Source organism: Desulfonauticus sp., assembly GCF_055126295.1.
In genome coordinates this window covers 1-12,777 of the sequence record NZ_JBSRHE010000018.1, presented here as the reverse complement: position 1 = coordinate 12,777, position 12,777 = coordinate 1, and the positions used below count along the sequence as shown (strand labels likewise).

Sequence of the window (12,777 nt, the reverse complement as noted above, 5' to 3'; positions counted from 1 at the left end):
ATTTCTTCTATTCTGACCATTTGATAAAATTGGAACTAAAAACCAGATAATCATCCCCTCTGGGAACTATCCTGGCGTTAAATCCATAGCGTCCAGATAGGCCACACTTTACTTTGCACTTGTAAATGTATGAGCCTTCTCCATTTTCCTGATTCATCTCCATCTTAATAACATCCATTTTTTCTATTTCTTCATATCTCTTAAATTTCCCAAGATATAGCTCCACCTCCACATCAGAAGGACTGAGCTCCCCTAGATACACATCAACCACCACCTCAAATTCCTGCCCAACCCTAAAATGAGATGGCCCCATTTTTATGGGTTTTCCAATCTTAATATTGTTCCAGTGTTCCTTTAATTTTCTTCTCTGCTCAACAAGATATTTCAATTTTTCAAAATTATTATTTATTAAATCAAAATAATTGGCTGAGGCCTTTGAATAATACTCATCCACATAATCTTTAATCATCCTTTTTGCTGAAAAGTTTGTTATACCCATTTTCATAGACTCTTTCATCATGTGCACCCATGCTTGAGGTATATCTCCCCTTCTATTATCATAAAAGAGTGGAATTATGTCTTCTTCTAATGTATTGTAAAGTGCCTGAGCCTCAACCTCATCTTGATAAATTGGGTCACTATATTCCTTTCCACCACCAATCTCCCAGCCTCTGTCTTCCCTATATGCCTCGCACCACCATCCATCTAACACACTGAAATTTAAAACACCATTTATTGCTGCCTTCATACCTGATGTGCCACATGCCTCAAAGGGACGCCTTGGAGTATTGAGCCACACATCCACACCTTGAACAAGGTGCCTGGCAATATTTATGTCGTAGTTTTCCAAAAATATAAATCTATGCCTAACTTCACTATCCCTTGCAAACTCAACTATTTCTCTAATTAGTCTTTTGCCTTCTTCGTCCTTTGGATGTGCCTTTCCAGCAAACACAAATTGCACAGGATGTTCTTTAGATGTAATGATCTTCTTCAATCTTTCTTTATCCTTAAGTAGCAAGTTTGCCCTTTTATATGCTGTAAACCTCCTGGCAAATCCAATGGTTAGAGCATCCACATCAAACACACTTCCCACTTCATCAAGAATATGCTTTGGTGCATTTCTTCTAGCATATTGTTTTGTCATCATGTATCTACAAAATCTAATTAACCTTGCCCGACTAAGCTCCCTTGCACGCCAGAGCTCCTCTTCATATATCTTGTCAATACCATCCCTTATTGTCTCTTCACTTTCCAAATACCATTTTGGAGATATGTGTCTTTCAAAAAGAAGGTGATTTTCTATGGAAATCCAGGAGGTCACATGTACACCATTTGTAACATACTTTATGGGAACCTCTTCTAAAGGCCTCTCTGGCCACACATGGTGCCACATTTTCCTTGCTACAAGACCATGAAGCTTACTTACGCCATTACAGAATTGGGTAAATCTAAGGCCAAAAATAAACATGCAAAATTTACCACCAGGATCATATCTCCATCCCTTTTGCCCCCAGGAGATTATCTCCTCAACTGGCACTTTAAATATCTGAGTATAAGATTCAAGGTAAGATTTTATCATATCTACTGAAAATTGATCATAACCTGCTGCAACTGGAGTATGTGTTGTAAACACATTGGTCCTTGCCAGAAATTCCATTGCCTCGTTCAAATTTAGATTAAAGTGCCTCATGACCTGGGCTAGACGCTCAATACAAACAAAGGAACAATGTCCTTCATTTAGGTGGCATACTGTTGGGAACCTACCAAGTTTTTCAAGTAATTTCATGCCCCCTACTCCGAGCAAAATCTCCTGAGCCAGCCTTATATGTGGCTCTCCTACATAGAGGCGGGATGTTATATCCCTTATCTCTGGTGGATTATCCCTTAAATTTGTATCAAGGAGAAACAGCTCAATGCGTCCCACATCAATTTGCCATGCCCTTGCTTTTATAATTCCCATTGGGGAGGGAATCTCTATATAGATCTTGTTTCCATCTTTATCCCTTACCCTCTTAATTGGAAGATAAAAGATATCTGTTTCTGGATATTCCTCCATCTGCCAACCATCGTTGGTCAAAAACTGCTTAAAATAACCATATCTGTAAAAAAGTCCAATACCCACAAGAGGAAGTGAAAAATCTGATGCTGCCTTAAGATGGTCACCAGAAAGTATACCAAGACCACCAGAGAATATTGGAAGACTTTCATGAATACCGTATTCCATTGAAAAATAGGCTATAGAACTCTCAGGTGGCAGGCCTATGTCTTCAGGTAGTTTTTTGTTTAAAACCTCTTGTTCAAATAGTTCCCTTACTTCCCCTAATTGTTTCACCAAAGATTCATTTGCTGCAAGCCCTTCCAGTTCATCCTGTGACAGCAGGTCACTAAACATAATAAGTGGATTTTGCCTTGCTTCTCTCCACTTCTCTGGAGCCACACGCCTTAGAACATCAATTGCTTCAAGTCGCCATGACCACCATAAATTATTTATCAAAGTGCCAAAAAATGAAACTTTTTCTGGGATACTTGGATATACTTGAAAGGACTTAAATATCTTCATGGTTCCCTCCTACTGTTTTTTAATTTTAATATTTTTTAACTTGATTAAAACCCTATATAATTCACTCACTCCCCATGCCTGTGCTAAACACCCCCTTTGCACATGGGGATAATCTCCATCCATAATTTCTGGAATATGTCCCACACATCCTGTATTCAACAATATTTTAGATGAGCTTAGCAAACTCAAACAATAATCTAAAGCCTTATCTCCATAACACATAAAATAACCCTCAACAAATAAAGGAAACATCCATGTCCATGCAGTGCCATTGTGATATGCTGGCTTTCTCATGGTGTCTTCATCCCCAATGTATCTACCTTTATAAGGATAAAAGCTATCAGATATGGCCTCCTTTGGGATTGAGACCAAGGAGTAGCTAACTCTTGTATCAGCCAAAGACCTAATGCCACCAGGGATTAGAAGATAGGAAGTTTTATCTAAGATGGAGCTTATCTGTTTTCTATTATCTATAAGTCCTAAAGTTATTGAAAGTAATTGATTTGGCCTTAAGTGATCATCTGCCTTTGCACAATTTGCTGGCTCAAAACCTTCACAATGCAAACAATCAGATAAATAACCCAAAGAACTACTAAAATAAAATCTTTCTACGCTATCTCGCACCCTTTGTTTCATCTTATCCCAGCTCATACCCTTTATGCAAAAATCATTTTCAGGATCTATCTTTTCCATAACACAAAGTGTCCTATACCAGAGCGCCTGTATCTCTATGGGATATCCCTCTCTTGGGGTACATGCAGGATAATTTGTATCCATCCATGTAAAATGTGGTGGACTGTATATTAGACAGCTTTCCTCATCCATCTTGATCCTATTTTCTGTGCCTTGAATATAATTTTTTACTATTGAGACGATAATCTCACCTAGCGACCTATCTCCTGCCTTTGTATCAAGCATTGACATACCTATTTTTTCCATGACCTCCCCACATACCACACAAAACCAAAGGGGGGCATCTGATGTATCCCTGTTTAATGGGGTGCTTCTCTTGATTAAATTTGGAAGTGTACCATTTTGCTCATACCTACCAAAATATTTTAATATATCCAGAGCAAGATCAAATCTTCCATCCTCAACTAATGCCCTTGTGTATATTAATGAATCCCTTCCCCAATCCAAAAACCATGGAAAACCAGCAACAACGCTCAATGCAACCTTATTTTTTACCAAAAATCTCTCCATTGAAGCTTTTAGGCCTTGAGAAAATGTATATTTTTTCTCCTCCATCTCATAGGACAAATCTTCAAATAATTCCTCGTCCTTATTTACCGATGCAACTAAATAAAACCCTTGTCCTTCTTTTAAATCCACCTCAAAATAGCCTGGGCTAAAAAGATCATTGTAAGGATCCATGCCCCTTTCTTTGTCCATTTTTAGATAAACCATATAACTCCACTCTGGCTCAAGGACAAATCTACCTGAAGATACCATCATCTTTAGTTTAGCATTATCATGTGGATGAAACAAAAACCCCCTATCAATATTAGAGATTGCCTTTGGATAAATCTTTTCAGCTCCCATGTATGCCTTGGTATTTTCATGATGGGACCTTGATTCTAGATCTGGCCTTAGGATTATCTTTACATCATCTGTCTCCTCGTCATCTTCTTTTGATAGGTATCTAAAAAATTTTATTTTTACCTCATTATCTTCATTTGAAAGTTCCACAGTGATTGTAACATGGATGTGTTTTCCAATACCAGTTGGCACATAAAAATCCCATTTTGCCCTGTTTTCAAAATCAAAATAAAACCTCTGCATGAGTTCTTTACTTAAATATTCACTATATCCCTGGTGAATTACCCAAATTCGCAGCCTTGTGAACATTACCCATCTATCATCTAAATATTCAGGATTTATATTTGCAGAAAGTATTGCATTATATTTTGTATCAAGTTCTGACCACCACACTGGTATATAACTTACAGCACCCCTTTTATTAGATGCAAGATATGTAAATTCATTTTTCATTAATTCATGTCTAAAAAACTTATTCTTTATCTCATCATCTTGAAATCTTGGCAGTAACAATAATTTTCCATTTTTTTGTTCTATCATATCTCCATATAAAGTAATTTTTAAATCCAAAAACTGGTAAGCCTTAAAATTCCTTTTATCAGGCATAAATATAACAAAGTAGTATCCCATTTTGGATTTAATTGCCCTATCACTAAAAACCACTTTTTTATAATCCTTAATCAAAATTTGAAATGGGTCTTTATTTACAAAAATCATAATAGCCCCATATGGAAGCATCACTGTTCTTTTGATATCCTCAGGATATGACCATTTTATTACATGAATTAAAACTTTTTTTAAATACATATAAGGATCTTCTAAAAAATCATTTAATTCCTTTTCTTCATCCACATAAGTATGTCTTATGCCATCTCTATAATTTAAAATCTTATATAACTTTTCTTTGGCAATCTGCTCAATAACATAAGGGGAGTTTACCATCTTCATTCCACAAAAATCATCAATAAGTTTTATATCCTCAACATTAGGACTTAAACACAATACCTCACCTGGAGACAAATCTATTTTATATCTTCCATTTTCTGATGACATATTTATTTGTTTTCTGGTTATTAAATCAAAAAATGTTGTGTTATTGACTGTTAAGGAAAATTTCGCGGTTCTTAAATTAGATGTATCAAGATTTACTATGATAATTAAATAACTTGAACTTCTTTGTGATGTTCTAAAAGCAACTATTACTTCATCTGGTTCAGATTCTATAAATTTGATATCACTGTCCTTAAAAAACAGATGATGGACTTTAAGGATTGCATTTATGCGCCTTAAATATTGCACCTGATTATTTGAATTTCCCCAATTTAAAGAAGTTATCTCGTGCACATTTATCTTTTCCTTGCAAAACCACTCAACTCCACATGCAAATCCAAAGGCTCCAGCATAAGACAACATTGCACAAAGTCCATTTCTCATCTTGGAATAGGTCTCAGACAGAGAGGCAAGCCTGTTGTTATCATGTGTTTCTGAAAAGTGCACCATTATGCCCTCTTGTTTTGAGACTGATGTTGAAAAATCAACATAGGGTATTATTTGCTCCTTGGTATAATTTTGAAAAAGTTCTGAATATGCCCAATCATAAAGCCCATTTAAAAGCGCCCTAGTTGTATCAATTGGTCCCCCAAGTCCTTCTAAAAAGAACACTGTATCAGGGAAAGACTCCCGTACCTTTGAGATAATATACTCCCAAACATCAATGGGAAGCATGTACCCTGCATCTCCCCTAAATCCATCTACACCCCTCTCACACCAGGTCAAAAAAACATCTGCCATATACTCCCATAACTCTTTCTTGGAATAATCCAGTTTAGTTAAATCAGCCCATGTAACACCCCATACCACAGGTACTTCTATCTCCCCACCTTCTTTTCTCTTAATCCACTCGGGATGCACATCGTGGATTCTAGAGCCCCATCCAGTGTGGTTTATTGGCATATCTAATATAAGAAGCCCATCCCTTTTATGGATTTCATTGGCAAGCTCCATAAATTGTTCAAGCGGAGTCTTTTTGGGATCAAACTTAGCAAGTGCCCTGTCCACCTGATAAAAATCCAGCACAGCATATGGGCTACCCATCTTTCCAAGCCTTCTATAGGTGGTGGGCACAGGAAATATGGGCAGTAGCTGGATATACCTACATCCAAGCTCATATATAATAAAATCCAGCTCTTCTATTAAATCCCTGAAAGTCCCAGATGGGTAAATTACATGAAAACCAGCCTTATCAAGGGTTGTTAAATCATAGTTGTCCATCCATTTCACATCTTTTTTAGATGGACCAAAGAGTCTAACAAAGGCGTTATATATGATATTTGCACCAGAGGTGATAGCAGGTTTTACATTGATGGACACATTTGGTCCTTCAGGCCATATTGGAATCCTTTTATCTTCCTCTAAAAAATAACACTTTGCCTCAAAATGTCCCACCTCACATAAGGGTAAGGTGATTAAATATCTATCTTCATCAATCTTATTCATTGGGATATCATGCCAGTCCATGAAAAATTTTACCTCGCCCTGCTCCACCTTCCTTATAATCTCACGCTTCATAACATTTGCATACCCAATGTTTGTCCTAACAAAGCCTATACCTTTTCCAAAGTTCTCTTTTAATTTTAACTCAAAGGTAATTGTATCACCTGTAAATCTACAAAATTTCTCTCCAGGAGTTGGAACCTGCTCTATTTTGTCAGTTATTATCATAAAATTCCCGTGTTTTTTGTTTAGTTAGCTATAAAACATTAGACAACAAGATATTTAAATTTATAATAATAGATGATACCAATAATTTCAATAATTCTTTAGAAAAAACTCACGGAAAAATTTATGAAGAAAAATTTGTCTAACCTCTTTAAAAATAAAGAAAAATACAACAAGGCCGATCCTCACCCTCAGAAAAAACTTTCTTCTGGTTTGTAACTAGGGAAAACTGAATAAAAAGATAAAAAAATTGTTAGAATTAAAAGTCAGATTTTTTCCTATGAAAAAACGAAAATTTTTCTGAACAACATTGAAAACTTTTTAGCAACTTGCAAAGAATTGAATCTAATAGAGAATATAAAAAAATAATCATAAAACAATGTTTAATTTTATTAATTTCTTATAACTATTATTAATTTCACACAAATATTAAATATAAACGTTTTTTTGCTTTAACACCAAAAATTTATCTTCAATAAATTTCTCTATTACATTTTAGTTTAATATATTTCCAAAAACTAAAAATATTTAAACTCCAAGTAAAATCAATTTAAAATAAAAAAATTACCCCTTTTGCAACCACTCTTTTAAAGAAGGGTGTTCACAAAAACAGCTGCCAGACCAAAAACACCTGGCAGTAAGTTCTACTCCATTTTGAATGACAGAAACGGGTCTATCTGCTGACACCACAATTAAAATTACCTTTTCTCGCCTGGCAGTAAAGCGAAGGGCTGAATTAAATCTGGCCCCTCTGGAACGGTCTTCACCACTTACTCTGGCTCCATCTAAAAGGCAGGCAAATTTTTTCAAAGTAGCATCCCTGGTTAGATGTAAAGCTCCATCTACCCTGGCTAAGGACTTGGCTAATCTCAAATGGGGTAAATAAAGTAAATTTAAAGGCCTTTCCAGGTTTTGCCCAGCAATGTCCTCCAGAGGCGGTTCATTTAAGTCTAGAATCAAAGAACACCCATGTTTATGGCTCTGAGATGCTTTGACCAGGCTGGTAACCACTTTCAACAAGTTGTTTCTCTGTTCTTCACTCAAGTCTGTTTCCAGCAAAAGCTCTTCTAGGACCACCAAGTTGGGCTCTCTATTGGAGCCTCTAAACACTCCGTCCTGAAAACTACAAATCAGTTCTTCATCTAAATACAAAAAACCATGACTTCCTCTAAAATCTGCCTTTAAACTAGATTTAGGAAGAGGACTCTTGGAGATACCCACAATCTTTTCCCCATCAGAAATCATCTTCATTTCTGTATGTTGAACAGCAGTAAGGAGTTTGCGTACATGTTTTATATTGTGCAAAGAAGGCTGTTCTTCCTGGGGAAAGCTAATTTCAAAGTCCAGGGTATTTAACAAAGAAGGCTCTACAAAAGCCAGTTTTCCTCTGGCCCAGGCCCCTTCTTCTTTGGTCTTGGAAAGTTCTAAAATACTTTTAAGTAAGGGATAAATCCGCAAATGAGTATCTAACCCCAGAAGTTCATTGCGTTTATCCACAATATAATCCCTGATGGCATGCAAACCAAGCCCTTCTAAGACCAGGGCAGTATTCCCCAGGGTAAGAGAACTTTCCAGAGCAAAATCTTGAGCCAAAAGCCTTGTAGCCTGCTCTAACCACCTCTCAATAGGCCCTGTAGAACAAAGGTCAAAATGATGTTCTGTAAACCACTTTTGATAATAAAGAGAACTAGACCAGCCTCCAAAAGAAATAAGCCCTGAAAGTCTTAAATTCTCAAATTTCACCACATCTCCTAGTTGGCTTAACCTCTTTTCTCTTACCTTTAACCAAATTTTTTCTTTTAAAAAAAGTTCTTTCAAAACAGGCTCGTGTCCCCTAAGTAAATCATAGGGATCATAGACCTTAAGCGAATCTTCTCTTGGGTATAAAGCATAAATCAAGGCCACTCGCAAAGGATGAATAAATTGACTCAAACCTTCCTTTATTCCTTCTAAAGCGTGATAAAAGAAAAGCTGCCTAGAAAATCTACTCATTTTTTCTCCAAATTTGACTAATTTTTCCTGATTATGTAACCTATTTTTTCTTCTAGTTTAATTCTTTTTCCTGAAAAATAAAAGAAAAATTAAGATAAGGAGGCAATAAATATGCCACATAAAGGCTATTTAAATGATATTAACAAATTACCTTTAAGTGAAAAAGAAAAACTGGAACTAGAACCTATTTTAAAAAAGTTTAGTTTCAGAGCCCACAGTCATTATCTATCCTTAATTAATTGGGAAAATCCCCAAGATCCGCTAAAAAAAATCATCTTACCTCAAAAAGAGGAACTTATTGAATGGGGACGATTAGATGCCTCTTCAGAAAAGAATTTTTCTATTTTTCCTGGTCTCCAACACAAGTATACCAGTACAGCTGTCTTACTTATAAGCAATGTTTGTGGCGGTTTTTGTCGCTTTTGTTTTAGAAAAAGGCTCTTTTTACATCCAGATGTTAATGAATATATACATGATTTTGAGCCAGTATTCTCTTACCTGGAAAACCATCCTGAAATAAACAATGTACTTCTAACTGGGGGAGATGGGCTTTTGGTCTCTACCAACAAATTAAAAAAAATCATTTCTCGTTTGCGCGAGATAAAACATATAAAGATTATCCGCATAGGTACTAAACTTCTGGCTTTTAATCCTTATCGTATCTTAAAAGATCCAGAACTATTAGAACTAATAAAAAACTATAGTCTACCAGAAAAACGCATCTACATTATGACTCACTTTAACCATCCTCAAGAAATAAGCCCTCAAAGCATCAAAGCCGCTAATCTTTTAATCAAAGCAGGAGCAATTTTAGCCAATCAAACTCCCTTTTTAAAAGGTGTTAATGATGACCCATATACTTTAGCCTCTTTATTTAAAAAACTTTCTTATATAGGCATTCCCCCTTATTATGTCTTTATATGCAGACCAACTATTGGTAACTTTGTCTTTAGTGTCCCCATTGAAAAGGCCTTAGTAACCTTTCAAAAGGCACAAATGATGTGCTCAGGCTTAGCTAAAAGAGCAAGACTTACTATGTCCCACTCCACAGGTAAAATTGAACCCATAGCTTTAACTCAAGAACACATTATTTTTAGATACCATCGGGCAGCAGATTCCGAGCAAAGTGGAGAGGTGATGTTTTTTAAGCGCAATCCTCATGCTTATTGGTTTGACGATTATGAAGAAATAGTACACAACTATAGTTATAATAATCCCTATAGGTGTTTTGGCCCGGAATAAAACTTTACTTTAAACCTTAATAAGGTGACCAATAATGAAAACTATCTTAAAACTCTTTGTTTTCTTAAGCTGTCTTTTTTATTAGCTCCATTATGCAAGCTAAAGTAATTTTTATTAAGGAATCTCTAATTAATTACGCTAAAAAATCTCCATTTTTCTAGTGACAAGTTTACTAAGAAGATGTATATGCATCTATTATATTGAAATTACGAAATAAGTAAAAAAAAAGGATACCGAATTGATGCTACGAGGTTTATATCTTGCCCATGGAATTTATCTAATCCTAGATTAAAAAACGCGATAAATGATCGCTTATCATTTCAAAAGTTTTTGGAATTGGATCTTTTCTATGAACAGGTTACAGATGAGACTAAAAAAAAGACAGGCGAATAATGTTTCTTTAAAATTTTCTTCCATCTCTCCAGCATAAGAGAAAAACCTCTTCCCCACCCGATAAAAAAGATTTTTTTGAGCTTGATTATTTGTTTTCTTGTTGTAATTATATGTGTTATTAAAAAACGATAAAACAGGCAGGCACAAAAAGCCTATGGTCAAATCTCAGATAACTCAAGCCATCGATCAGGTCATTTCGGCCGGTATTCATCCTATTCTGAAGGAACAAGGTTTCAAAAAACAGGGCCGCGCTTTTTATAAACGAGTTGCTGACCTTTATCACGTTGTCCACGTTCAAGGAAGTCTCTGGAACGAGTTTGACACTGGACGGTTTACGATTAATTTAGGTCTATCCTCTCCCGAGATTGCTGCTGAATGGTTTGGTGGCAGGTTACCCAAGAGCCCTGCCAGCCATCGGAATAGGCTGTTCTATGAACGCATCGGCTCTCTTCTGCCGGTAAAGGCTGACCACTGGTGGTCCATCGGGCTTGACACCGACCTTGCTGAACTAGCGCAGGAGGTTGGCGATGCGCTGAGGAACTATGGTCTCAAATTCCTTGAGTGGCCTGCCTTTCGGTCCACACAAGACCTGTTAGGGGCATTAGAGAGAGATGAGTTGCCGTTAAGCTTATTCGGAGCGCCAACGATCCGAACGGAGTTACTTGGCGTGTTACTGCATAGAGCCGGGCGTGTTGATGAAGCCAAGACAGTCTTGACCAACTTGATCGCAGGGAAGGAACACACTTTGGGCTTAAAAGGTTATGTAAATCGCATTCGGGCTCTTGGCACCAGGCTTGGATTGGCTCTATAAGAATAAAAAAGGGGACAGGCGAATTATGTTTGATACGTTTTTGCGGAATTTATTTTAAAATATCCAATAATTTTGGGCAATAACATTTTACGGCGTTGTATAACGTTTCATCGTAGGGGCGATTCATGAATCGCCCTTACATGAATCGCCCCTACAAATTATAAATCCCCTTCAATTCTAATTCCCACCCGTGATTCAACTGCCTCTAAGATGGCTTTTAACATCTCAGCATACGAAAGCCCAAAAATCTTTGCCATTTTTGCAAGATGCCCATCCCAACACCAGCCAGGATTTGGATTTACTTCAAGAAGTTTTGGATTCCCTTCTCCGTCACATCTCCAATCAAACCTACAATAATCCCTGCACTCAAGCCTTTCAAACAATTTTAAACAACACTCTACAATAAATCTTTCTGTATCCTCTGAAAGATTTGCTGGAACCGACTTTAGATTCCAATAAGGAGAATCTGGTAACCACTTGGCTTCATAACCACATACCCTAGGAAGCTCTGGCGGTAAACATGAATAGTCTTCTTCTATTATGGGCAACACCATATAAGATCCAGACGGATTCCCGATAATTCCAACGCTTAAATCCTTTCCAGATAGAAATTCCTCTACCAGAATAGGCTTATCATAACCAAATTTTTCTCTTATCTCTGAAATAGCATTCATAAGTTCTTCAGGGGTATTGGCCACACTTCTTTTGGTAATACCAAAACTTGAATCTCCAAAGTTAGGTTTTACAAGGACAGGAAAAGAAAAAGATATTTCAAAAGTTATATCTTCAGGTTTTATAAACATAGCTTCTGGAACAGGGATTTCCATTTCTTTCGCAATACCGCGAACCAAAGACTTATCATAACAATAGGCAAGACATTGAGGATATGTGAAAATAGACTTTATATAGAAAAAGATATCTCATCAGATGAATCTGTTAGATGTGGTGGCTATTGTAATGATTTAAGTCAATATGACTTAATTGATGATAACTAAAAATAATGGAGATAATTATGCAAGAGATACAAAGAAAACTTACAAATTTCAAATTATCTGGGATTGCAAAGACATTAGAAAGCAGAAATCAGTATGCTATTGAAAAAGGACTGAGTTATCTTGAGTTTTTAGAGTTATTACTTGAAGATGAATCGATAAACCGTCAGAGCAATTCGTTTAAGAAGAGATTTGCTATCAGCCTGAATTAAAAAAGCAGGAGGTGTTAGATGTAGCAAGTTGTAGATTTATAGGAGAAAAGAAGAATTTAATATTTATGGGCAATCCTGGAGTTGGTAAAACTCATCTTGCAAATGCTATAGGGATTGAGGCCTTAAAAAAAGGCTACAAGGTCTTTTTTATTCATGCAAATGATATGGTATCAAGATTGGTTGCTGCTAAAGGTGATGGTAGTTATTTTACGGTATTGAAGCAATTTTTACAGGTAGATTTACTTATTATTGATGAGGTCGGATTTAAAAAGATACCATTAAACTATGTTGATGAATTCTTTGAAATTATCAGAC

At 36.3% G+C, this 12,777-nt stretch carries 8 protein-coding genes; 4 read left to right on the top strand and 4 right to left on the bottom strand.

From position 1 onward, the window contains the following. Window positions 1-7: 7 nt before the first annotated feature. From glgP to ACTCIM_RS09890, 3 genes are all read right to left on the bottom strand, one after another. Window positions 8-2,563: an alpha-glucan family phosphorylase gene (glgP, locus tag ACTCIM_RS09900; RefSeq protein WP_472315398.1), complete on the bottom strand. Its 2,556-nt coding sequence runs from the start codon at window positions 2,561-2,563 to the stop codon at window positions 8-10. 9 nt (window positions 2,564-2,572) lie between these two features. Then, window positions 2,573-6,823, bottom strand: a complete 4,251-nt coding sequence (locus ACTCIM_RS09895) for an amylo-alpha-1,6-glucosidase (protein WP_472315396.1) — start codon at window positions 6,821-6,823, stop codon at window positions 2,573-2,575. Between the two features lie 561 nt (window positions 6,824-7,384). Then, window positions 7,385-8,812, bottom strand: a complete 1,428-nt coding sequence (locus ACTCIM_RS09890) for a DNA integrity scanning protein DisA nucleotide-binding domain protein (protein WP_472315393.1) — start codon at window positions 8,810-8,812, stop codon at window positions 7,385-7,387. A 111-nt stretch (window positions 8,813-8,923) separates the two neighbouring features. Here ACTCIM_RS09890 and ACTCIM_RS09885 point away from each other — a divergent pair, with 111 nt between their 5' ends. Both ACTCIM_RS09885 and ACTCIM_RS09880 read left to right on the top strand, forming a co-directional pair. Next, on the top strand, window positions 8,924-10,054 hold the full coding sequence (locus ACTCIM_RS09885; protein ID WP_472315390.1) for a KamA family radical SAM protein: 1,131 nt from the start codon (window positions 8,924-8,926) through the stop codon (window positions 10,052-10,054). A gap of 547 nt (window positions 10,055-10,601) precedes the next feature. Beyond that, a complete protein-coding gene (locus tag ACTCIM_RS09880) occupies window positions 10,602-11,258 on the top strand; it encodes a DUF4304 domain-containing protein (protein ID WP_464279324.1) in 657 nt (218 codons plus the stop codon). Window positions 11,259-11,416: 158 nt separating this feature from the next. Here ACTCIM_RS09880 and ACTCIM_RS09875 read toward each other — a convergent pair whose 3' ends face one another. Further along, window positions 11,417-12,085: a D-alanine--D-alanine ligase family protein gene (locus ACTCIM_RS09875; RefSeq protein WP_464279323.1), complete on the bottom strand. Its 669-nt coding sequence runs from the start codon at window positions 12,083-12,085 to the stop codon at window positions 11,417-11,419. Window positions 12,086-12,270: 185 nt separating this feature from the next. Here ACTCIM_RS09875 and ACTCIM_RS09870 point away from each other — a divergent pair, with 185 nt between their 5' ends. Further along, window positions 12,271-12,462, top strand: a complete 192-nt coding sequence (locus tag ACTCIM_RS09870; protein ID WP_472315388.1) for an ATP-binding protein — start codon at window positions 12,271-12,273, stop codon at window positions 12,460-12,462. 11 nt (window positions 12,463-12,473) lie between these two features. Further along, window positions 12,474-12,777: ATP-binding protein (locus ACTCIM_RS09865; RefSeq protein ID WP_472315384.1), on the top strand; the 304-nt coding region annotated here is incomplete at its 3' end.

Coding starts and splice junctions, on each gene's coding strand:
- glgP (WP_472315398.1), bottom strand. CDS start 2,563: ATGAAGATATTTAAGTCCTTTCAAGTATATCCAAGTATCCCAGAAAAA.
- ACTCIM_RS09895 (WP_472315396.1), bottom strand. CDS start 6,823: ATGATAATAACTGACAAAATAGAGCAGGTTCCAACTCCTGGAGAGAAA.
- ACTCIM_RS09880 (WP_464279324.1), top strand. CDS start 10,602: ATGGTCAAATCTCAGATAACTCAAGCCATCGATCAGGTCATTTCGGCC.
- ACTCIM_RS09890 (WP_472315393.1), bottom strand. CDS start 8,812: ATGAGTAGATTTTCTAGGCAGCTTTTCTTTTATCACGCTTTAGAAGGA.
- ACTCIM_RS09875 (WP_464279323.1), bottom strand. CDS start 12,085: ATGGAAATCCCTGTTCCAGAAGCTATGTTTATAAAACCTGAAGATATA.
- ACTCIM_RS09870 (WP_472315388.1), top strand. CDS start 12,271: ATGCAAGAGATACAAAGAAAACTTACAAATTTCAAATTATCTGGGATT.
- ACTCIM_RS09885 (WP_472315390.1), top strand. CDS start 8,924: ATGCCACATAAAGGCTATTTAAATGATATTAACAAATTACCTTTAAGT.